Raw genomic sequence first — 21,418 nt, forward strand, 5'->3', positions numbered from 1 at the left:
CTTGTACGGGAAACACGCCTCGGCAAGTGATCTACTTCACACGCTCGTTGGGCGTGTCATTTTGTCGCGACTCTTCGATGGACGTTGCTGTGACCGGCCTCACCCGATCGGCGCCACGATAGCATCCTGCTGGTGTTTTGCCCGACGTGTCAAACGTCGTCGCAGCAGGACATGCCGTCGTGGCGCAGCGCGAAAACGCCCTATCGATCAAGCCCACTTCTACTGTGCATGGGGTTGTTTTCGACCTTTTTGTTTTGAGCTGCAGAGAAAAGGCGCAAGCACGCAGAAGCAGCTTCACTCCGCCTGCAAGAGCCCCGCGATCGCGGCACCAGCCGCGATTGTGCCTAGCTTGCCGCCGACGTCACGCGTCGCCCTGCCCTCGCCGATCGCCTTTGCCACCGCCGCCTCGATCGCACGCGCGGCTTCCTCGTAACGAACGGCGCCGTTCTTCTCGCCATGCCAGCCGAGCAGCAAGGCCGTCGAGAGGATCAGCGAGACCGGATTGGCGACGTCCTGCCCTGCGATGTCAGGTGCCGAACCGTGCGCGGCCTGCGCCATGGCGTAGCGGTCGCCGACGTTGAGCGAGCCGCCGAGGCCGAGGCTTCCTGAAAGCTCCGCCGTGAGATCGGACAGGATGTCGCCGAACATGTTGGTGGCGACGATGACGTCGAAACGATCGGGGTTGCGCACCACATGCGCCATCATGGCATCGACCAGGATGTCGTCAACCGCGAGCCCGGGATAGCCCTTCGCCGCCTCGCGGCAGATTCCTAAGAACATGCCGTCGCCGATCTTGAGCACATTGGCCTTGTGCACGATGGTGAGGTGCTTGCGCCGTTTCATCGCCAGACGGCAGGCGGCATGCGCGATGCGCTCGCAGCACAGCCGCGTGATCCGCCGTAGCGAGATCACGACGTCTGGCGTGACCAGCATCTCACCATTGCCCTGCTCCATATTGCGGTCGGCATAAAAGCCTTCCGTGTTCTCGCGCACCACGACGAGGTCGAACTCGCCGAGCCGGCCGGGCCTTCCTGCATAGGTGCGCGCGGGCCTGACATTGGCGTATAGGTCGAGGTTCTTGCGGAAGTGCCGCGACGGATTGATCTCGCCATGCGCCTCGTCCTTGAAGTCGAAGGTCGCGGTCGGACCAAGGATCAAACCGTCGGCGGCGCGGACGATGTCGAGAAGCTCAGGGCGCACCGTCGTGCCGAACTGCTTCAGGCTCGCATGCCCCACCGCATGCTCCTCCAGCCGCAGATTGAGCTGGAAACGCTCGGAAGCCGCGCGCAGCACGCCGGACGTGGCGGCCGTGATCTCCGGTCCGATGCCGTCTCCGGGCAAAACGACGATATGCATGGCGATCCCCTGAAATTGCAGCATCTGGCGCGATCATACGCCAGCGCCCGGCGCGATCGCCTGAGCTTCGCGCATACAAAGCATGCAAGCGTATGCCTGTGGAAGCGGACCCGGCCGTAGTACATGCCGGAAAGCCCTTTGAGCCACGCCGCCGGAGAAACGCGCAGGCAATGACAATCACGTTACCTGCCGCCGCGCGCGAGCCCGATCACCCCGTCGCTGATGGCCTGCCGGCCGAACGGCGGCGCTGGGCAATTGCCGCGATCTTCACCGCGCTGGCAATGGCCTCGCTCGACACCGCGATCGCCAACATTGCACTGCCCGCCATTGCCGCCGATCTGCATGTCAGCCCGGAGCAGTCGGTCTGGGTGGTCAACGTCTATCAGATCGCGCTGGTGGCGACGCTGCTGCCGCTCGGCGCGCTCGGCGAGATCGTCGGGCACCAGCGCATCTATCTCGGCGGCCTCGTGCTGTTCACCATCGCCTCCCTGCTCTGCGCGGTGGCTTGGTCGCTGGACAGCCTGCTCGTCGCGCGCGCGCTGCAAGGCCTGGGCGCGAGCGGCATCATGAGCGTCAACACTGCGCTGGTGCGCTTCGTCTATCCCGGCCGGATGCTGGGCCGCGGCTTCGGCCACAACGCGATGGTGGTCGCGACCGCCTTCACCTTCGGGCCGTCGATCGCCTCCGCCATCCTCGCGATCGGCCCGTGGCCGTGGTTGTTCGCGGTCAACATCCCCTTTGGCCTGATCGCCATCGGCATCGGCTTTGCGATGCTGCCGAAGACGCCACGGGCGGATCACAGCTTTGACTTTCTCGGCGCGGCCCTCGCCTCTGCCTGCCTCGGCCTGTTCATCACGGGGATCGGCAGCGCCGCGCACAATCTGTCGCCGACTGTCGTGGCCATCGAGCTGGTCGCGGCGCTCGTGCTCGGCTTCGTCCTGATGCGCCGTCACGCCGACCATCCCGCGCCGATGCTGCCGATCGACCTGTTCGCGCGGCCGATGTTCGCGCTGTCGGCGGCGACTGCGGTCTGCTCCTTCGTCGTCCAGGGCCTCGCCTTCGTCTCGCTGCCGTTCTATTTCGAGGACGTGCTCGGGCGTTCGCAGGTCGAGACCGGCTTCTTCATGACGCCGTGGCCGCTGGTGGTCGGCATCATGGCGCCGATCGCCGGCCGCCTCTCCGATCGCCACGCGGTCGGTCTTCTCGGCGGCATCGGGCTGGTGCTGCTCGGCATCGGCATGGCGCTGCTGGCGATGCTCCCGGCCAATCCCGCCATCCCCGACATCATCTGGCGGATGGCGATCTGCGGCATGGGGTTCGGCTTCTTCCAGGCGCCCAACATGAAAGCCGTGATGGGGAGCGCGCCGCCGCACCGCAGTGGCAGCGCTTCAGGCATCGTCGCCACCGCACGCCTGATTGGGCAGACGACGGGTGCGGCACTCGCTGCGGCCTGCTTTGCCATGGCCGGTCACAACGGCGCCACCGTCGCACTGGCGCTCGGCGCAGGCTTTGCCGCGCTCGGCAGCGTGATGAGCTTCCTGCGGCTGGCGGTGAAGTAGACCGCCCGTTCAAGCCAAGAGTCCAAGCCAAGTGTCAGGCCGCCGTCACGTCGACAGCCGCCGCCGGGGTGACGATCTCGTTATCGAGCGCTGCCAGGCGCGTATCAATGGCATCGATGACCTTGCGCGAGAACGGTCCGAGATGCGCATAAGCCGCGATCATCTGCACGGCGATCCGCGCCGATGACGTATCGCGCTTGGCGCAATTCATGAAAGTCTGCCAGAGCGGTCCGCGCGCCTCCGGTATGGCGGTGACCACCCGGTGCACGGTCTCCATCGCGCCGACTTTGGCGCGGATGTCGCCCTCGGCCAGCTCGGGCCGCTGCCTCGAACGGTCGAGCAGCGTCATCAGGCGGTCGACACGCCTCGCATAGGCCGCCGGGCTGTAGACGTGCTCCAGCACCCTCTTGTAGTCCGTCAGGATGTCGCGCAACGGGCGGACCGGATCGAAGTTGATCCCGCTCGTGCACTGATCGGCGCCGATGGTCGGCGCCACATCGTGGCCCGGATGCAGCCGGCCTTCGCGCTCCAGGCGGCGCGTGAGTTGCGTGTTCGGCAGGGCATAGAGCAGGCCGACCATGCTTACGGGAATCGCCGCCTCCTCGATGAATTCGATCATGGCCTCCGCCATCGAGGCCTTCTCATTGTCGAAGCCGACGATGAAACCCGCGGTAACGAGCATGCCGGCGGCGTAGATCTTGTGGATGCTCTCGGCGATGTTGCGCCGCGTGTTCTGCTTCTTCCGCATCGCGACCAGCGTCGCTGGATCCGGGCTTTCGATGCCGACGAAGATACCAAAGAAATTGGCCGCGCCCATCAGCTCCAGGAGCTCCGGATCGTCGGCCAGATTGACCGAGGCCTCGGTCGACAATTCGAACGGGTAGCCATGGGCGCGCTGCCATTCGGCGAGCTGGGGCAGGAACAGTCGCAGCGACTTCTTGTTGCCGATGAAATTGTCGTCAACAAAGTCGAGATGGCCACGATAGCCCATCTGGTAGAGCCTATCGAGCTCGATGAGCATCTGCTCATTCGTCTTGGTCCGCGGCACACGGCCGTAGAGCTCTATGATGTCGCAGAACTCGCAGGTGAACGGACAGCCGCGGGAATACTGCACACCGAGATAGAGATAGTCCTCGAACTTGAGCAAGTCGAAACGCGGCACCGGCGTCTTGGTGACGTCGGCCTGGAACTTCGGTGCCGTGAAGACGCCGGACCGTGCGCCGCTGTCCCAGGCCGCGATGAATTCGTTGATGATACTCTCCGCCTCGCCGAGCACCCGGAAGTCAGCCCGTTCGTAGACGTGGGGGCTCGATGTGGGATCGGGACCGCCGACGACCACCGGCTTGCCCGCCGCACGGCAGAGCTCGATCAGGCGCAGAGTGTCGGCCTGTTGCGGCAGCATTCCGCCGGTGAAGACGACGTCAGCCCAGGCGAGATCGTCGTCGCCAAGGGGCGCCGTATTGCAGTCGATGAGGCGCACCGTCCAATTGGCAGGCAACATCGCGGCAACGGTGATCAGGCCGAGGGGGGCAGCAGGGCGCTTCACGCCCATCAGTTTGCAGGATTCGCCAAAGCTCCAGAAGGACTCCGCGCTGAACAGCGGATAGAGCATTAGCACGTTGCAGGGATGCGACACTTTGATGGAACTCCTCTGGCTGCGGTTGAGTGTATCAGAGCGTCACCGACTTGCACCCCAGCAAAATGGACAAACTGCCGCCCCCGCCCCTCGAGCCCTGACGTCGCGCCAGGCCGCGCCGCAGGGGTTCTGGGAGGCGAGGCATCGGGCATGGGCACGATCTCCGCGGAGAGCACACAACACCGCCGGATCGACAATCTTCCGATGGCCGCGCGAATCTTCGACGAGCTACCCCTCGGACTATTGATTTGAACAGTTCCAGTTTGCCGGACACATTGTTCCCCTGAGTCCAATCGGTGGATGGACCAATCAGGGGACTTGCGATGGCAAATCTAACAATAAACGGAAAAACCTTCACGCTCGATGTCGAGCCGGATACCCCGCTGCTCTGGGCGATCCGCGAGAATGCCGGGCTGACCGGCACAAAATATGGCTGCGGCATCGCACAATGCGGCGCCTGCACTGTTCACCTTGACGGCGTCGCCACCCGCTCCTGCGGGGTCGCGGTCAGCGAGGCCGAGGGCAAGAAGATCACCACGATCGAGGGGCTGGCGGCCGGCGGCACGCTGCACAAGGTGCAGGAAGCCTGGATCGCCCAGGACGTGCCGCAATGCGGCTATTGCCAGAGCGGCATGATCATGGCGGTGGCGGCGCTCCTGAACGAGAAGCCGAAACCGACCGACACCGACATCGACGAGGCCATCACCAATATTTGCCGCTGCGGCACCTTCCAGCAGGTGCGCGAGGCGATCCACACGATCGCGAGCGCGTAAGGAGCCGCTCACATGAACAAGCACATATCCCCCAAGATGAATCGCCGAGCCTTCGTCATCGGAAGCGCCACGCTCGGCGCCGGTCTCGCCATCGGCCTCGACATCCCCTTCGGCGGTCCGGCTGTGGTTCGCGCGGCCGACGGCTCGCCCGAGATCAATGCCTGGGTCGTGATCAGGCCCGACGACACCGTCGTGATCCGCATTGCGCGCTCCGAGATGGGCCAGGGCTCGCTCACCGGCCTCGCCCAGCTCGTCGTCGAGGAACTTGAATGCGACTGGACCAAGGTCACGACCGAATTCCCCTCGCCCGGACAGAACGTCGCCCGCAAGCGCGTCTGGGGCGACTTTTCGACCGGCGGCAGCCGCGGCATCCGCACCTCGCACGACTATGTGCGCAAGGGCGGCGCCACGGCACGCATGATGCTGATCCAGGCCGCGGCCAATGACTGGAAGGTTCCGGCATCCGAATGCACGGCCGCCAACAGCGTCATCACCCATACGCCGTCGGGCCGGACCACGACCTACGGCAAGGTCGCCGAGGTCGCGGCAAAGCTGACGCCGCCCGCAGACGTGAAGCTGAAAGATCCGAAGGACTGGAGGCTGATCGGCAAGGGCGTCAAGCGGCTCGACACGCCGGACAAGGTCACCGGCACCACCGTCTACGGCATCGACGTCAAGCTGCCCGGCATGCTCAACGCCGCGATCAAGGATTGCCCGGTCACCGGCGGCAAGCTGAAAAGCTATGACGAAGCCAAGATCGCCGGCATGAAAGGTGTGAAAAAGGTCGTGAAGGTCGGCGACAGCGCGGTCGCGGTGGTGGCCGACACCTTCTGGCACGCCAAAAGCGCGCTCGATGCGCTGCCGATCGTGTGGGACGAAGGCGAGAATGCCAAGGTCTCCAGCGCCTCCATCGCGAAATGGCTGGCCGAGGGCCTCGACAACGGTCCGGCCTATGTCGGCAATTCCAACGGCGACGCCAAGGCCGCGCTCACGGGTGCCGCGAAGACGATCGAGGCCACCTACAACTATCCCTATCAGAACCACGCCACGCTCGAGCCGATGAACGCGACAGCGCTCTACACGGCCGACAAGTGCGAGGTGTGGTGCGGCACGCAGAATGGCGAGGCGGCATTCGCTGCCGCATTGGAAGCGTCAGAACTTCCGGCCGACAAATGCGACGTCAACAAGCTGCTGCTCGGCGGCGGTTTCGGTCGGCGCGGCCAGACCGACTATGTCCGCCAGGCCGTGCTGATCGCCAAGCAGATGCCGGGCACCCCGATCAAGCTGCTGTGGACGCGCGAAGAAGACATGACGCACGGCCGCTACCATCCGATCACGCAATGCAAGCTGACCGCAGGCTTCGATGCCGACAACAACCTGACGGCATTCCACATGCGGATCTCCGGCCAGTCGATCCTTGCGAGCCTGCGGCCGGACGCACTGGTCAACGGCATGGACCCGGCGACCTTCGCCGGCCTCAACGCCAAGGGCGATGCGCCATTCGGATACTCGGTTCCCAACCTGCTGATCGAGCACTCCATGCGCAACCCGCACATCATCCCGGGCTTCTGGCGCGGCGTGAACGTCAACCAGAACGCCATCTATGTCGAATGCTTCATGGATGAGCTGGCACACGCGGCAGGTCAGGACCCGCTGGAGTTCCGGCGCAAGCTGATGAAGGACCATCCAAAGCACCTGGCGGTGCTGGAGGCCGTGGCCGAGAAGGTCGGCTGGGGCACGCCGCCGCCGCAGGGTATTTACCGCGGGCTCGCGCATTTCGCCTCCTATGGCAGCTATGTCGCGGCCGCCGCGGAGATCTCCGTAACCGACGGCACCAAGATCAAGGTGCATCGTATCGTCGCGGCGACCGATCCCGGCTACGCCGTCAACCCGGCGCAGATCGAGCGGCAGATCGCGGGATCGTTCGTCTACGGCCTGAGCGGGCTGTTCTATGGCGGCTGCACGGTGAAGGACGGCGCCATCGAACAGACCAACTTCGACACGTATGACTCGATGCGGATTGCCGCGATGCCGAAGGTGGAATCGATCGTGATGCCGAGCGGCGGCTTCTGGGGCGGTGTTGGCGAGCCGACGATCGGCGTTGCCGGACCTGCAGTGCTCAACGCCTATTTCGCGGCGACGGGCAAGCGCATTCGCTCGGTGCCGCTGCGCGACCAGAGCATCACCTTCGCTTGAGATAACGGCTGCGGCGGCGCAAGAATGTCGCCGCAGCCTTTTGTCCGGATGAACCTGATGACCACGCGCCCGGTGACACGGCGGAATGCCCTGTTCGGCATCACCGCAGCGGCGGCCGCATTGGCGCGGCCTTCGCTGTCGCGTGCGCAATCCGCGGGCCGCGTCGTCGTGGTCGGCGGCGGCTTTGGCGGCGCGGCTTGCGCACGTATGCTGAAGCGTGCGCAGGGGAGCCTGCAGGTCATCCTGATCGAACCCAACGCGGTCTTCACCGCCTGCCCCTTCAGCAACGAAGTGATTGCGGGTCTGCGCGACATCGAGGCGCAGCAGTTTGGCTATGACCCGCTCGCCGCCGAGGGCGTCACTGTGATCGGCCAGGCCGTAACCACTATCGAGCCGCAGCAGCGCAGCGTCACGACGGCCGATGGCGTCGCGCTGCCCTACGACCGCCTCGTGCTCTCGCCCGGCATCGACTTTCACTTCGAAGCCCTGCCTGGTTACGACGAACCCGCATCGGAAAAGATGCCGCACGCCTGGAAGGCCGGCGCGCAGACGCTGCTGCTGCGAAGGCAGCTGGAAGCGATGGACGATGGCGGCGTGGTGGCAATCGCCGTCCCGGCCAATCCCTCGCGCTGTCCGCCCGCGCCTTACGAGCGCGCCAGCCTGATCGCGCACTATCTGAAGACGAAGAAGCCGCGATCGAAAGTCCTGATCCTCGATGCCAAGGACAATTTCTCCCAGCAGCGGCTGTTCGAGAAAGCGTGGAAGGAGCTCTACGGCGACATGATCGAACGTGTGGCGCTGTCGCAGGGCGGCCGCGTGACTTCCGTCGATCCCTCCGCCAGGACCATCATCACCGAGTTCGGCAACTACACCCCTGATGTCGCCAACGTGATCCCGCCGCAGCGGGCCGGGCGCATCGCCGAGATCGCCGGCGCAGCCGACACGTCCGGTTGGTGCCCGATTGATCCCATGACTTTCGAGTCGAAACTCATCCCCAACATCCATGTCATCGGCGACGCCTGTCTCGGCGGCGGCATTCCCAAATCGGCGTCAGCTGCGAGCGCGCAAGGCAAAGCTTGCGCCGCCGCGATCGTCAGCCTCCTCGCAGGCCGCACGCCGGAGACGCCGCGGCTGACTGGCGTCTGCTACAACACCGTCGCGCCTGGTTACGGCTTCTCGCTCGCCGGCAACTACCAGCCCAGGGGCGACATCTTCGCCGAGGTCGAGGGCGGCGCGACGAGCCCGGTCGATGCACCGCGCGAGCTTCGCGCCCGCGAGGCGGCCGAGGGCGAGCGCTGGTTTCAAACCATCACGGCGGATACCTTTGGCTAGATCGATCGTCTATATCGCCGCACTGATCGCCACCAGCCTCTCCGGCGCCAGGGCGGAAGGTCTTGCGCCCTACAAGATCGTCGGCGACGGCATTCCGGAATCGCTCACGGGCGCGCCCGGCGATGCCACGCGCGGGCGTGCGTTGGTGCTCGCGCGCAGTACGACCTGCATCCTCTGCCATTCCGGCCCCTTTCCGGAAACCCGGTTCCAGGGCGATCTCGCGCCAGATCTCACAGGCGCCGGGAACCGCTGGTCGGTGAGCCAGTTGCGGCTTCGTCTGGTGGACGCCTCGCACTTCAACCCGGAGACCATCATGCCGTCCTATTATCGCAACGAGGGGCTAGTCCGCGTCGGGCGCAATTTTGCAGGCAAGCCTATACTATCGAGCGCGGAGATCGAGGACATCGTGGCCTATCTTGCAACGCTTCGGGACTAGGACTGTTCATGCCAACCACGCGACGACAGTTTCTGAGTATCGCCGGCAGCGTTACTGTCGCGGGGACGATCCCGATCGTCACGCTGCGCCCGCTCAACGCAACGCCTGCGATGCTCAACACCGCGATCCGCAACGTCGTCGGTGAGGCGCCAATACGCACCGGCAAGGTCAAGATCGACATTCCGCCGCTGGTCGAGAACGGCAACACGGTGCCAATGACGGTGAGCGTCGCAAGCCCGATGACGGCGGACGACTACGTCAAGAGCATCCACGTCTTCAACGAGAAGAACCCGCAGCCGAACATTGGTAATTTCTATCTCAACCCCTCGTCCGGCCGCGCCCAGGTCTCGACGAGGATCCGGCTTGCCGACACCCAGAAGGTGGTCGCGATCGCGCGCTTCTCCGACGACACGTTCTGGCAGGTCACCGCCGACGTTGTCGTGACGCTCGCCGCCTGCACCGAGGAGGTCAACTGATGGCTGCAGCCCTCATCAACGTTCCCTCGCGCGCCAAGCGCGGCGACATCATCGAGATCCGCACGCTGACCTCGCACATCATGGAGACCGGCTTTCGGCACACCGCGGACGGCGAGCTGGTGCCGCGCGACATCATCGCCAGCTTCACCTGCCGCTACAACGGCGCCGAGATTTTTCGCGCCGATCTCTTCCCGGCGATCGCGGCCAATCCGTATTTGTCGTTCTTCACGGTTGCGAAGGAGAGCGGCAAGTTCGAGTTCGAATGGATCGGCGACAACGGCTACTCGTCCACGGCGTCGGCATCGATCACGGTCGAATGAATTTTGGACGCGCGATAGCGGTGGCGGTGCTGTTCGCCACGGCCCCTGCCCTGCTCGCCGGGGAGATCGCGCCAGAGGCGCGCCGCTCCGGCTATGCCTTCATGGGACCCGACACGCGCGCGATACAGGATGACGATACGTCCAATCCGGGCATGCTGTTCGCGCTCGACGGCGAGGCGCTGTGGGCCAAGAAAGTTGGTAGCGCCCAGAGAGCCTGCGCGGACTGCCATGGCGATGCGCGCAGCAGCATGAAGGGCGTCGCGGCGCGCTACCCGGCTTTCGACAAGACGCTCGGCCGTCCCGTCACGCTCGACCAGCGCATCAATCTCTGCCGCGCGGATCATCAGCAGGCGGCACCGCTGCCTTACGAGAGCCGCGACCTGCTGGCGCTGTCCGCCTTCGTCGCGCACCAGTCGCGCGGCGTTGCGATCACGGCGGGGGATGATCCGCAGCTCAAACCTTACGTCGAACAAGGCCGCGACCTCTTCATGAAGCGCGAGGGCCAGCTCAACCTTGCATGCACCAATTGCCACGACGACAATTTTGACAAGCGCCTCGCGGGCGCGCCGATCACGCAAGCGCAGCCGACCGGCTATCCGCTCTATCGGCTGGAATGGCAGACGCTGGGGTCGCTGGAGCGACGGCTGCGCAGCTGCATGACCGGCGTCCGCGCCCAGGCCTATGATTACGGCGCGCCCGAGCTGGTCGCGCTTGAGCTCTATCTGATGTCGCGAGCACGCGGCATGCCGCTGGAGACGCCGGCCGTGCGACCTTGATCCGCAGAGATTAGGGCTAGGCAGGCGCGGCGCGGACGCTAGTATCCCTCCCAAAGAAAATGAGTCACAGGGAGGAAATACAGTGGCTGACCATCGAATTTCGCGCCGCAGTCTTTTGGCCGGTACCGCAGCAGCCGGTGCGCTCGGCCTCACCGGATTTCCGGCGCGCGCTGAGATAGCCTGGAAGAAATACTCCGGGACCAAGCTGGAGGTGATCCTCGCCAAGGGCCCGCGCGGCGATAACCTGCAAAAATACATCAAGGAATTCACCGAACTCACCGGCATCCAGGTGGAGTCCGAGCAGATCCCGGAGCAGCAGCAGCGCCAGAAGGTCGTGATCGAGCTCACCTCGGGCCGGCCGAGCTTCGACGTCGTGCACCTCAGCTATCACGTGCAGAAGCGGCAGTTCGAGAAGGCTGGCTGGCTCGCCGACATGTCCGGCTATCTCAAGGACCCCAGCCTCACGCCGCCCGATCTCGTCGAAAGCGATTTTTCGGCCGCAGGTCTCCAATATGCCCGGAACGACAAGGGCCAGATGCTGTCGCTGCCCTGGTCGGTCGACTACTTCATCCTCTACTACAACAAGGAGCTGTTCCAGAAGAAGGGCATCGAGGTCCCGAAGACACTCGAGGAAATGGCCGTCGCCGCCGAGAAACTGACCGATCCGAAGGAAGGCATCTATGGCTTTGTCGGCCGCGGCCTGCGCAACGCCAACATGGCGATGTGGACCAATTTCTACCTCAACTATGGCGGCGAATTCCTCGACGCCAAGGGCAACATCCTGACCGATGGTCCGGAGGCGATTGAGGCCACCAAGCTTTATCAGCGGCTGTTGACCAAGTCTGCACCTCCCGGCGTCGTCGGATTCAACTGGATGGAATCGATGGCCTCGTTCACGCAAGGGCGAGCCGCGATGTGGATCGATGCCGACGGCTGGGCGCCGCCGCTGGAAGATCCGGCCGCCTCCCGCATCGTCGGCAAGGTCGGATACACAGTGGTGCCCGCAGGTCCCAAAGGGCAGTTCTCGTCGACCTATGGCGACGGCATCGGCATTGCTGCGGCGAGCAAGAACAAGGAAGCCGCCTATTTGCTCTGCCAATGGGTCGCCTCGAAGGGACAGGGCGCGCGCCTGCTACAGGCCGGCGGCGGCGTACCGTTCCGCAATTCCATCGTCGACGATCCCGAAGTCGCCAAGGGCGTGAAGACCAAGGAGTGGCTACAGTCCGTCATCGACTCCGCCAAGATCTCCAAGCTCGGCCTGCCCGTCGTGATCCCGGTCGCCGAATTCCGCGACATCGTCGGTGCCGCACTCACCGCAACCTTGTCAGGCGCCGATCCCGCGACGGAGCTGAAGAAGGCGCACGAGCAATTCCGGCCGATCCTGGAGCGCAGCGAAAAAGCGTGAGCGTGATAACACAGACCTCTCCGGCCGCGGCGCAGGACGCCGCGCCGGAGAAACAATGGCGTCGGCCGTCCTATTGGCCGTTCGTGGTGCCGGCGCTGGTCGTCGTACTCACCATCATCATCTTCCCCTGGCTGTTCACGATCTGGATGAGCCTGAACGAGTGGAAGGTGGGCGCGCCGACCACCTTCGTCGGGCTCTCCAACTATCTGCGGCTGCCCAGCGATCCCCGCTTCATCGAGGCGGTGGGCCACACGATGGTCTACACCGTGCTCTCGGTGCTGCTGCCGCTGCTGTTCGGCACGCTCGCCGCCGTGGTGTTTCACCAGAAATTCGCCGGCCGCGGCTTCCTGCGCGGCATCTTCATCATGCCGATGATGGCGACGCCGGTTGCGATCGGGCTGGTCTGGACCATGATGTTCCATCCGCAACTCGGCGTGCTGAACTACCTGCTGTCGCTTGTCGGGATACCTCCGCAGCTCTGGGTATTTCATCCCGCAACGGTGATCCCGTCGCTGGTGCTGGTCGAGACCTGGCAATGGACGCCGCTGGTCATGCTGATCGTGCTCGGCGGCCTCGCCGCGATTCCAACCGAGCCCTATGAGAGCGCGCAGATCGACGGCGCCAGTTTCTGGCAGGTATTTCGCTTCATCACGCTGCCGCTGATCATGCCGTTCCTGTTCATCGCCGGCATGATCCGTATGATCGACGCGGTGAAGAGTTTTGACATCATCTTCGCGATCACCCAGGGCGGACCGGGCTCCGCGTCGGAGACCATCAACCTCTATCTCTACAGCGTTGCCTTCGCCTATTACGACATCGGCTATGGCTCGGCGATCGCGGTCATGTTCTTCCTGCTGATCGTCGCGCTTGCCGCGGTGATGCTTTACTTCCGCCAGCGCATGCTGTGGACGGAGACGGGGAGCGACGCATGAACCTGCGCAGCCTTCTCGGCAGGATCGGGCTGTGGTTTGCGGTGCTCGTCATCGTGTCGCCGGCGATCCTGTTCTTTCTCTGGATGGCCTCGCTCTCGCTCAAATTCGAGATCGACAATGCCGCCTACCCGCCGGTGTTCATTCCCGAGCATTTCGCCTGGAAGAACTATGCCGACGTGCTCGCCTCCAACCGCTTCCTGACCTATTTCATCAACAGCCTGATCGTGACCGGCAGCGCGACCGCGCTTGCGCTGATGGTCGGCGTCCCCGCCGGCTACGGCATCGCGCGGATGGCCGCGCATAAGTCGGCGATCGTGATCCTGATCGCCCGCATCACGCCGGGATTGTCTTATCTGATCCCACTGTTCCTGCTGTTCCAATGGCTGGGATTGCTCGGCACGCTGGTGCCCCAGATCATCATCCACCTGGTGGTGACGGTGCCGATCGTGATCTGGATCATGATCGGCTATTTCGAGACGACTCCGATGGAGTTGGAAGAAGCGGCCCTCATCGACGGCGCCACGCGCTGGCAGGTGTTCCGCCACGTCGCGCTGCCGATCGCAAAGCCCGGCATCGCAGTCGCCTTCATCCTGGCCGTGATCTTCTCGTGGAACAACTTTGTGTTCGGCATCGTGCTGGCCGGACGCGAGACGCGCACCCTGCCCGTCGCCGTCTACAACATGATCTCGTTCGACCAGTTGAGCTGGGGCCCGCTGGCGGCCGCCGCGCTGATCGTGACTCTCCCGGTGCTGCTGCTGACAGTGTTGGCCCAGCAACAGATCGTCGCCGGGCTAACCGCTGGTGCCGTCAAGGGCGGGTAGTTACTCCGCCGGTGCGGCATGCATCTCCGGGTGCGGCAAGTAGTGCTCGCTGGTTCGCCGGCTGAGAACGTACAGGCCGGCCGCCATCACGGCATAGGCGAAGGCGACGGATGGCGTGACCCCGAGCCCTCCACCGATGCCGACGGCCTCGCCGTGCATGAAGCCGAAGTAGGTCAGGACCGCACCGACCAGCGCGAAGGCCGAGGCTTTCTCGAAGTCGCGCTCGATGATGAAGACGCCGATCGCACCTAGGATGAGGCCGCCGAGGATGGAGCCGCCACCCATGATCTCGAGCCCGTGATAGAATACGCCCTGCTGCGGCAGCGCTGCGATCGCCGCCGCCTTGACCGCGTCGGCCTTGTCGGCGGCGAGACCGCCGACAGAGGTCGCCGCCATCATGGTCGAGCCCAGCATGGTGTCGATCTGGAGCTTGGCCCAGGCGGCGAGATGCGGGGTCAGCGCCAGCACGATCGCGGGCGCATGCTTGACCGGCGTGGTCTGGAACGCCTGCGCACCGATGAGCATGCCGATATAGAGCAGGATCGGCGAGATCGCGACCACCGGCACCAGTGCCAGCAGCACCGAGATGATGCCGAACCATGCCAGCACGACCACCATGATGCCGGTCGCAGCCGAGTAGCCGATGCGGCCGCCCATGGCCTTCCAGCCGGGATGGCCGATATAGACGGCGTTGATGAAGGGATTGCCCATCAGGCAACCGATCAGGCTGACGATGCCGTCGGCGGTCAGAACGCGCGTGGTCGGATATTCGTCGCCGGCCGCTTCCGCGCTCTCGACGTTGTCCATGGCCTCGACGAGGTCATAGATACCGAACGGAATGGCCGTGACCAGGATGACGCCGAGGAATTCGAAGCCGGAGAACACTTGGCCTACCGCCGGGATCGGCACCGAGAAGCCGAAACTGGCAAAGGCATCGCCAACGCCCTTGACGCTCAACCCGCCGAGACCGAGGCCGAACAGGTTCGAGCCCCATGCGATGATCATGCCGACCGCGATCGCGATCGCGCCCGCCGGAATGCCTTTTGGATATTTCACGCCGCCGAACCAGCTCACCAGGATGATCGCGAAGCAAACCAGACCGATCTGCGGAGTCATGTACATCTCGAGCGCAGGACGCATCGCGATGAAGGTGACGGAGACGCCGGCGAGCGTACCGAGCAGCGCCGCACGCGGCGTGATCTTGCGGATGAACGGCGCAATGAAGCCGCCGATCATCAGGATAAAGCTCTGGAAGAACACCCAGACGAGGCCAGCCGACCAGCCCTTGAGGGGATCACCGGTCTTGATCGTGATCGGCAGCATGATCACGAAGGTGACGATGAACATGTGCGGCACGCTGACGCCCGACGGCAGCGCACAGACGTCGCTGCGGCCGGTCTTCTGCGCCAGACGATAGGCGAGGAACGCGTAGTAGAAGGTCGACAGGCACATCATCAGCCCGAGCGCGGGCAGGATGCGGCCGAACACGAGCGAGTCCGGCATCTTCAGCACGAAGCGAAGCAGGCCCGTGAGCACCAGCATGTTGACGAGGATGTTGGTGCCGAAGCCGAAAAACGCGTTCCAGTCGCCCGGTGTCCATAGTGCCGGCTTGAACTCGGACTTGTTGGTCTCAGATTTGCCGGCCGTCCCCGTCAATGTGCTCATGATATTACCCCTATGTGGTCGAAGTCTTCATTGCCTCCAAGACTGCGGCTGAGTCCGCGACCCAGCCGAAGATGCCGCCCTGGGCCTTGATCATCTTCAGGCCCATCTCGTGAAACTCGGGGAAGTAGGATGCGCAGCCGTCCGAGATGACGACGCAGCGATAGCCGCGGTCATTGGCTTCGCGCACGGTGGTGTTCACGCACACCTCTGTCGTGACGCCGCACACCAGAAGGTTCTCGATGCCGTATTGCTCCAGCACGTCGGTGAGCTCGGTGGCGTAGAACGCCCCTTTGCCGGGCTTGTCGATCACGACCTCGCTGTCGAGCGGATAGAGTTCGGGAATGATGTCGTGGCCGGCCTCGCCGCGGATAAGAATACGGCCCATCGGGCCGGGATCGCCGATGCGAAGGCTCGGCGCGCCACGCTCGATCTTCGCCGGCGGCGCATCGGAGAGATCCGGCAGATGTCCCTCGCGCGTATGGACCACCAGCATGCCGGTGTCGCGCGCCGCCTTGAGCAGCGCACCGATCGGCTTCACCGCGCGCGCAAGCTGGCTGACGTCATTACCCAGTGTCTCGCCGAAGCCGCCCGGCTCCATGAAATCGCGCTGCATGTCGATGATGAGAAGCGCGGTGCTCGACCAGTCGAGCTTGATCGGCTCGGGCTCGGCGCCGATGACGCCCTGTGTCGACTTGGTTGAGCTCAACATGACGCAGGCCCCCGCGAGAACTCTCTTTGCCAGGAGTTCTGCAAACGCCGTGCCATTGTGTACAATGATAATCCGGCGTGGGGCGCGGAGAAATTTACTGTTCTGTCAAAATGTTATGAGACGAGCACGCGCCTGCTCATTCGCTGTGCGACGACTTTGCGACGTGCATTTGCTCAAGGCTTGGGCGGTGGTGACGATTTGCCCAACCAGTCATTCCGGGGCGCGACGAAGTCGCGAGCCCGGAATCCATCGGCCGCATACTGGAGGTGAAATGGATTCTCAGATGCGCAATTGCGCATCATAGCTCGACGCTTCGCGTCGCCCCGGAATGACGGGCGGAGAGTGTGGCGTCTACCGCCCCGCCCCATACAGCCGCCGATGCTCTTCCTCATAAGGCGCGTAGGAATCCTTCAGCGTCGCCATGTTGAGCAGCATGGTCGCAACAATCGCGCCCGCCCTGTCGAACGCCCGCGTCTTGATCCAGGCGCTCTCGGTGCGGCGGCTGCCGGAGAGGGCCACCACTTCGCGTTCGACTTCATACTCATCGTCGACGAAGAGCGGCCCCTTCACCAGCCTGATCTCCTGGTCGGCGAACAGGCCGACGGCGGGTCCCTTGGCCGGCAGCGGATCGTCCTTGGAGCGGTACTGGAGGAGCACGCTCAGCATCTCCATCGGGATGATGGCCCTGCCCCACGGATTGTTGGCGCTCGAATAATACGGCGAGTTTTCGGTGATGACCGCAAGCTTCTGCCGCAGCGAGAACGGATAGAGGTCGCCCATGTTCTGGTCGAACGCCATCCGCACCGTCTGCGGCATGCTGGTCTGGGCCACCTTCACGTCGCGCAGGATCACCGGATCGGTGAGCGGCTTGAGCTCGCCGAGACGTGTTTCCAGCGCGGTGGCGACCGGCGCGTCGCCGACCGAGGCCGAGCCGCGCAGTACCTCGGTGCCATCGCGCTTGATCATCTGGATCTGGCATTGGCGCGTGCCGGGCAATGGCTTCGACAGGATCGCCTGCACTTCCTCGCCCTCAAAGCAGGCGTTGCGATAATGCGCGGAGAGGCAACCGCTCTCGAACCAGGCGTTCCCCCACAGCCGCGCGCCCAGCGGGACGAACTGGCTGAAATGCGTCGGGCCCTCGATGGTGCCGCCCTTGAAGCCGAGCTCTTGCGCGGTGGCATCGTCGTGGATCGAGGCGTGCGCGTCGTAAACCTGCGCATGAAGCATCTGGCGCGGCTGCCGCCACGGCCCGATCAGCGCCTCGGCGGTCTCTGATATCTCGGTGTCGAATGCGTTTGCAGCCATGGTGTCCTCCGGTCGAAGCCATGACTAGCAGGAGCGCCACGGATGCGGCTAGCCGTATTGACTTCGCCGGCCCATGCTTTTGACTGCCTCATCCTGCTTCGCAAGCCGCAACTCTTCCCGCGGCGCAAAATCCCCGCCGGACCAAGAAAAACAAGGACTTTCGAAATGACGCTGATGCAGGTCGAGCTGGACGATAAATACCGGCTCGAATCGAAGCGGATCTTCCTGTCCGGCACGCAGGCCCTGGTTCGATTGCCCATGTTGCAGCGCGAACGCGACCGGCTTCAAGGGCTCAACACCGGCGGCTTCATCTCGGGCTATCGCGGTTCCCCGCTCGGCATGTACGACCACGCGCTGTGGCGCGCGAAGTCATTTCTTCAGCAGCAGGACATCGCCTTCGTGCCCGGCCTGAACGAGGATTTGGCGGCGACCGCGGTCTGGGGCAGCCAACAGGTCGGCCTATTCCCCGGCGCTAAGGTCGATGGCGTGTTCGGCATCTGGTACGGCAAGGGCCCCGGCGTCGACCGCTCGGTCGATGCGCTCAAGCATGCCAACGCGGCCGGCACTTCACTGAACGGCGGCGTGCTCGCGCTGGCCGGCGACGACCATGGTTGCCAGTCCTCGACACTGGCGCATCAGAGCGAGCAGGTGTTCGCAGCCGCGCTGATCCCCGTGATCAATCCGGCGACGCTTCAGGACTATCTCGACCTCGGCCTCTACGGTTTTGCGCTGTCGCGCTTCTCCGGCTGCTGGGTCGGCTTCAAGGCGATCAGCGAGACCGTGGAAAGCTCGGCGTCGATCTATAGCGACCCCGAACGTATCCAGATCAAGCTTCCCGACGATTTCGAGATGCCGCCCGGCGGCCTCAACATCCGCTGGCCCGATCCGCCGCTGGAGGCCGAGAGGCGCCTGTTCGGCCCGAAGATGGCCGCGGTGCAGGCCTTTGCCCGCGCCAACCAGCTCGACCGCATCGTGCTCGATTCAAAGCCCGCCCGGCTCGGCATTGTCGCGACCGGCAAGGCCTATCTCGATTTGCGCCAGGCGCTGGCCGATCTCGGCATCAGCGACAAGGACGCGCAGGACCTTGGCCTTCGCATCTACAAGGTCGCGCTGACCTGGCCGCTGGAGGAAAGCGGCGCGCGCCGCTTCGCCGAAGGTCTTCAGGACGTGCTGGTGGTCGAGGAGAAACGCGGCTTCATCGAAGATCAGCTGATGCGCATCCTCTACAATATCGATGCGTCGAAGCGCCCGACCGTGACAGGCAAGCGCGACGAGAGCGGCGCGCCGCTGCTGCCGAGCGAAGGCGAGCTGACGCCGACCATCGTCGCCTCCGCGCTGGTGGCGCGACTGCGCAAGCTCGGCCATCATAGTCCTGTGCTGGAGCAGCGGCTGGCCCGGCTCGAGGCGTTCGACAATCCCGTCACCACCAGCACGCCGATCAAGCTGGCGCGCACGCCGTTCTTTTGCTCGGGTTGCCCACACAACACGTCGACACGCGTGCCCGAAGGCAGCCGCGCCATGGCCGGCATCGGCTGCCACGGCATGGCCCTGAGCATGCCGACCCGCCGCACCGATTTGATCTCGCATATGGGCGCCGAGGGCGTGAACTGGATTGGCCAGTCGCCCTTCACCAGCGAGCAGCACATCTTCCAGAATCTCGGCGACGGCACCTATACGCATTCGGGACTGCTGGCGTTGCGCGCAGCCTCCGTCACCGGCATCAACATCACCTACAAGATCCTCTACAATGACGCGGTCGCGATGACCGGCGGCCAGCCGGCCGAAGGCGGCTTCAACGTCGCCCAGATCGCGCACCAGGTCTGGGCCGAAGGCGTCAAGCGGCTTGCGATCGTGTCAGACGATCCGAGCAAATACCCGGAGGGCAACTACTTCCCGCAAGGGGCGACAATCCATCACCGCCGCGAGCTCGACGCCGTGCAGCGCGAGTTGCGCGACATCAAGGGCCTCTCGGTCATCGTCTACGACCAGACCTGCGCCGCCGAGAAGCGCCGCCGCCGCAAGCGCGGGCTCTATCCGGACCCTGCAAAGCGCGCCTTCATCAACGAGCTTGTCTGTGAAGGCTGCGGCGACTGTTCGCAGGCCTCGAACTGCGTCTCGGTGCAGCCGCTGGAGACGGAGTTCGGCCGCAAGCGCCAGATCGACCAGTCGAACTGCAACAAGGACTTTTCCTGCGTCGAAGGCTTTTGCCCGAGCTTTGTCACCGTGCATGGCGGCTCTCTGAAGCGGATCAAGACCTCGACGGTCGATTCCGGTCAGTTGTTCGCCGACCTGCCGCTGCCGCCGGCGCGTGAGCTGGAAGGCCCCTACAACATCCTCGTCACCGGCATCGGCGGCACTGGTGTCATCACCATCGGCGCCCTGCTCGGCATGGCCGCCCATGTCGACGGCCGCGGCTGCTCGGCATTGGACTTCACCGGCCTGTCGCAGAAGAACGGCGCCGTGATGAGCCATGTGCGCATCGCACCGAAGCCGGAGGATATTTCGGCGGTCCGCATCACCACCGGCGGCGCTGATGTGATCCTCGGTTGCGACATGATCGTCTCGGCCGGCCCCTCCGCGCTCAGCCGCGCCGAGCGCGGGATGACGAAAGCCTACATCAACGCCGACCTCCAGCCGACCGCAAGCTTCGTGCAAAACCCCGACCTCGATTTCGAGATGGGCACGATGCAGACCGTGTTGCGCGACGCCATCGGCGACAAGAACCTCGACATCATCGACGCCACCGGTATTGCCGCGGCGCTGATGGGCGATTCGATTGCGACCAATCCCTTCATGCTCGGCTTCGCCTTCCAGAAGGGTGCGATCCCACTGTCGCTGGAGGCGCTGCTGCGCGCCATCGAGATCAACGGCGCGGCGATCGAGATGAACAAGCTCGCCTTCACCTGGGGCCGCCTCGCCGCCCACGACATGTCGCGGGTGCGCAGCGTGCTCCAGTTCAAGAGCCGGGCTTCCGCGCCGACGAAGTCGCTCGACGACATCGTCGCAACCCGCGCGGAGTTTTTGACGGGCTATCAGGACAAGGCTTACGCCGACCGTTATCTCGCCGCCGTCGCCAAGGTGCGCCAGGCGGAAACGGCCGCCTCGCCCGCGTCCACCGAACTAGCAGAGGCCGTTGCGAAGAACCTGTTCAAGCTGATGTCCTACAAGGACGAGTATGAGGTCGCGCGGCTTTATACCGATGGAAGCTTTGCGAAGAAAGTATCGGAGAAGTTCGACGGCGATTTTTCGCTGAAGTTCTATCTGGCCCCGCCGATCTTCGCGCAGCGCGACAAGACGACCGGCCATCTCCAGAAGAAGGAGTTTGGCGGCTGGATGATCCACGCGTTCCGCATTCTCGCCAGGCTCAAGTTCCTGCGTGGCAGCGCGTTCGACCCGTTCGGCCGCACCGAAGAGCGCCGGACCGAACGGAAGCTGATCGAGGATTATCTGGCGATGATCGATCAGCAGATCGCCGGGCTGCAGCCCGCACAGATCCCGCTGCTGGCGCGCCTTGCGCGCGTGCCGGAAACGATCCGCGGCTTTGGCCATGTCAAGGAAGCCAATATCAAGCAGGCGGCCGCCGAGAAAGCGCGGCTCGAGGCGGAGCTGGAGAACAGCCGTTTCGCAGCGGCGGCGGAGTAGCGATTAGAGCGCAAGCTCTCCCCACGTCATTGCGAGGAGTCCTTGCGACGAAGCAATCCAGACTGTCACCGCGGAAAGT

17 protein-coding genes are annotated in these 21,418 nt (G+C 64.3%); 12 read left to right on the forward strand and 5 right to left on the reverse strand.

Going from position 1 to position 21,418, the window contains the following annotated elements:
* Positions 1-294: 294 nt before the first annotated feature.
* Positions 295-1,356: an isocitrate/isopropylmalate dehydrogenase family protein gene (locus ABIB73_RS15140; RefSeq protein ID WP_354225140.1), complete on the reverse strand. Its 1,062-nt coding sequence runs from the start codon at positions 1,354-1,356 to the stop codon at positions 295-297.
* Positions 1,357-1,526: 170 nt separating this feature from the next.
* On the opposite strand from ABIB73_RS15140, the gene ABIB73_RS15145 reads away from it, so the two are divergent.
* Entirely contained in the window at positions 1,527-2,915 is a 1,389-nt protein-coding gene (locus ABIB73_RS15145) for an MFS transporter (protein WP_354225141.1), read from the forward strand.
* 34 nt (positions 2,916-2,949) lie between these two features.
* Here the strand turns inward: ABIB73_RS15145 and ABIB73_RS15150 are convergent, their stop codons facing one another.
* Entirely contained in the window at positions 2,950-4,557 is a 1,608-nt protein-coding gene (locus ABIB73_RS15150; RefSeq protein ID WP_354225365.1) for a B12-binding domain-containing radical SAM protein, read from the reverse strand.
* A 317-nt stretch (positions 4,558-4,874) separates the two neighbouring features.
* Here ABIB73_RS15150 and ABIB73_RS15155 point away from each other — a divergent pair, with 317 nt between their 5' ends.
* From ABIB73_RS15155 to ABIB73_RS15200, 10 genes are all read left to right on the forward strand, one after another.
* On the forward strand, positions 4,875-5,324 hold the full coding sequence (locus tag ABIB73_RS15155; RefSeq protein ID WP_354225142.1) for a (2Fe-2S)-binding protein: 450 nt from the start codon (positions 4,875-4,877) through the stop codon (positions 5,322-5,324).
* 12 nt (positions 5,325-5,336) lie between these two features.
* The gene (locus ABIB73_RS15160) at positions 5,337-7,520 is read left to right on the forward strand and encodes a xanthine dehydrogenase family protein molybdopterin-binding subunit (protein ID WP_354225143.1); all 2,184 of its coding nucleotides are present in this window, start codon (positions 5,337-5,339) and stop codon (positions 7,518-7,520) included.
* A 48-nt stretch (positions 7,521-7,568) separates the two neighbouring features.
* The gene (locus ABIB73_RS15165) at positions 7,569-8,852 is read left to right on the forward strand and encodes an FCSD flavin-binding domain-containing protein (RefSeq protein WP_354225366.1); all 1,284 of its coding nucleotides are present in this window, start codon (positions 7,569-7,571) and stop codon (positions 8,850-8,852) included.
* On the forward strand, positions 8,845-9,288 hold the full coding sequence (soxX, locus tag ABIB73_RS15170; RefSeq protein WP_354225144.1) for a sulfur oxidation c-type cytochrome SoxX: 444 nt from the start codon (positions 8,845-8,847) through the stop codon (positions 9,286-9,288). The genes ABIB73_RS15165 and soxX overlap by 8 nt, the downstream gene beginning before the upstream one ends.
* Positions 9,289-9,296: 8 nt before the next feature.
* A complete protein-coding gene (locus ABIB73_RS15175; protein ID WP_354225145.1) occupies positions 9,297-9,764 on the forward strand; it encodes a SoxY-related AACIE arm protein in 468 nt (155 codons plus the stop codon).
* Positions 9,764-10,084: a thiosulfate oxidation carrier complex protein SoxZ gene (soxZ, locus tag ABIB73_RS15180; protein WP_354225146.1), complete on the forward strand. Its 321-nt coding sequence runs from the start codon at positions 9,764-9,766 to the stop codon at positions 10,082-10,084. Before ABIB73_RS15175 ends, soxZ begins: the two co-directional genes overlap by 1 nt.
* Complete coding sequence (soxA, locus tag ABIB73_RS15185; RefSeq protein ID WP_354225147.1) at positions 10,081-10,860, forward strand: sulfur oxidation c-type cytochrome SoxA; 780 nt, start codon at positions 10,081-10,083, stop codon at positions 10,858-10,860. Before soxZ ends, soxA begins: the two co-directional genes overlap by 4 nt.
* Before the next feature lie 82 nt (positions 10,861-10,942).
* Positions 10,943-12,265 carry an ABC transporter substrate-binding protein gene (locus ABIB73_RS15190; RefSeq protein WP_354225148.1) on the forward strand — a complete coding sequence of 441 codons (1,323 nt, stop codon included), beginning with the start codon at positions 10,943-10,945 and terminating at the stop codon, positions 12,263-12,265.
* Positions 12,262-13,197: a carbohydrate ABC transporter permease gene (locus tag ABIB73_RS15195; protein WP_354225149.1), complete on the forward strand. Its 936-nt coding sequence runs from the start codon at positions 12,262-12,264 to the stop codon at positions 13,195-13,197. Before ABIB73_RS15190 ends, ABIB73_RS15195 begins: the two co-directional genes overlap by 4 nt.
* Entirely contained in the window at positions 13,194-14,018 is an 825-nt protein-coding gene (locus tag ABIB73_RS15200; RefSeq protein ID WP_354225150.1) for a carbohydrate ABC transporter permease, read from the forward strand. The genes ABIB73_RS15195 and ABIB73_RS15200 overlap by 4 nt, the downstream gene beginning before the upstream one ends.
* Here the strand turns inward: ABIB73_RS15200 and ABIB73_RS15205 are convergent, their stop codons facing one another.
* The 3 genes from ABIB73_RS15205 to ABIB73_RS15215 form a co-directional block, all read right to left on the reverse strand.
* On the reverse strand, positions 14,019-15,683 hold the full coding sequence (locus tag ABIB73_RS15205; protein ID WP_354225151.1) for a regulator: 1,665 nt from the start codon (positions 15,681-15,683) through the stop codon (positions 14,019-14,021). It lies immediately after the preceding gene.
* Positions 15,684-15,693: 10 nt separating this feature from the next.
* Entirely contained in the window at positions 15,694-16,392 is a 699-nt protein-coding gene (locus tag ABIB73_RS15210; RefSeq protein ID WP_354225152.1) for a cysteine hydrolase family protein, read from the reverse strand.
* Positions 16,393-16,743: 351 nt separating this feature from the next.
* Positions 16,744-17,697: a hypothetical protein gene (locus ABIB73_RS15215; protein WP_354225153.1), complete on the reverse strand. Its 954-nt coding sequence runs from the start codon at positions 17,695-17,697 to the stop codon at positions 16,744-16,746.
* Positions 17,698-17,862: 165 nt separating this feature from the next.
* On the opposite strand from ABIB73_RS15215, the gene ABIB73_RS15220 reads away from it, so the two are divergent.
* Positions 17,863-21,339 carry an indolepyruvate ferredoxin oxidoreductase family protein gene (locus tag ABIB73_RS15220; RefSeq protein ID WP_354225154.1) on the forward strand — a complete coding sequence of 1,159 codons (3,477 nt, stop codon included), beginning with the start codon at positions 17,863-17,865 and terminating at the stop codon, positions 21,337-21,339.
* Positions 21,340-21,418: the final 79 nt, after the last annotated feature.

The organism is Bradyrhizobium sp. F1.4.3, from assembly GCF_040548375.1.
In the GTDB taxonomy this organism is placed as follows: Bacteria; Pseudomonadota; Alphaproteobacteria; order Rhizobiales; family Xanthobacteraceae; genus Bradyrhizobium.

Coding starts and splice junctions, on each gene's coding strand:
- ABIB73_RS15140 (WP_354225140.1), bottom strand. CDS start 1,356: ATGCATATCGTCGTTTTGCCCGGAGACGGCATCGGACCGGAGATCACG.
- ABIB73_RS15145 (WP_354225141.1), top strand. CDS start 1,527: ATGACAATCACGTTACCTGCCGCCGCGCGCGAGCCCGATCACCCCGTC.
- ABIB73_RS15155 (WP_354225142.1), top strand. CDS start 4,875: ATGGCAAATCTAACAATAAACGGAAAAACCTTCACGCTCGATGTCGAG.
- ABIB73_RS15160 (WP_354225143.1), top strand. CDS start 5,337: ATGAACAAGCACATATCCCCCAAGATGAATCGCCGAGCCTTCGTCATC.
- ABIB73_RS15165 (WP_354225366.1), top strand. CDS start 7,569: ATGAACCTGATGACCACGCGCCCGGTGACACGGCGGAATGCCCTGTTC.
- ABIB73_RS15175 (WP_354225145.1), top strand. CDS start 9,297: ATGCCAACCACGCGACGACAGTTTCTGAGTATCGCCGGCAGCGTTACT.
- soxZ (WP_354225146.1), top strand. CDS start 9,764: ATGGCTGCAGCCCTCATCAACGTTCCCTCGCGCGCCAAGCGCGGCGAC.
- soxA (WP_354225147.1), top strand. CDS start 10,081: ATGAATTTTGGACGCGCGATAGCGGTGGCGGTGCTGTTCGCCACGGCC.
- ABIB73_RS15200 (WP_354225150.1), top strand. CDS start 13,194: ATGAACCTGCGCAGCCTTCTCGGCAGGATCGGGCTGTGGTTTGCGGTG.
- ABIB73_RS15205 (WP_354225151.1), bottom strand. CDS start 15,683: ATGAGCACATTGACGGGGACGGCCGGCAAATCTGAGACCAACAAGTCC.
- ABIB73_RS15210 (WP_354225152.1), bottom strand. CDS start 16,392: ATGTTGAGCTCAACCAAGTCGACACAGGGCGTCATCGGCGCCGAGCCC.
- ABIB73_RS15215 (WP_354225153.1), bottom strand. CDS start 17,697: ATGGCTGCAAACGCATTCGACACCGAGATATCAGAGACCGCCGAGGCG.
- ABIB73_RS15220 (WP_354225154.1), top strand. CDS start 17,863: ATGACGCTGATGCAGGTCGAGCTGGACGATAAATACCGGCTCGAATCG.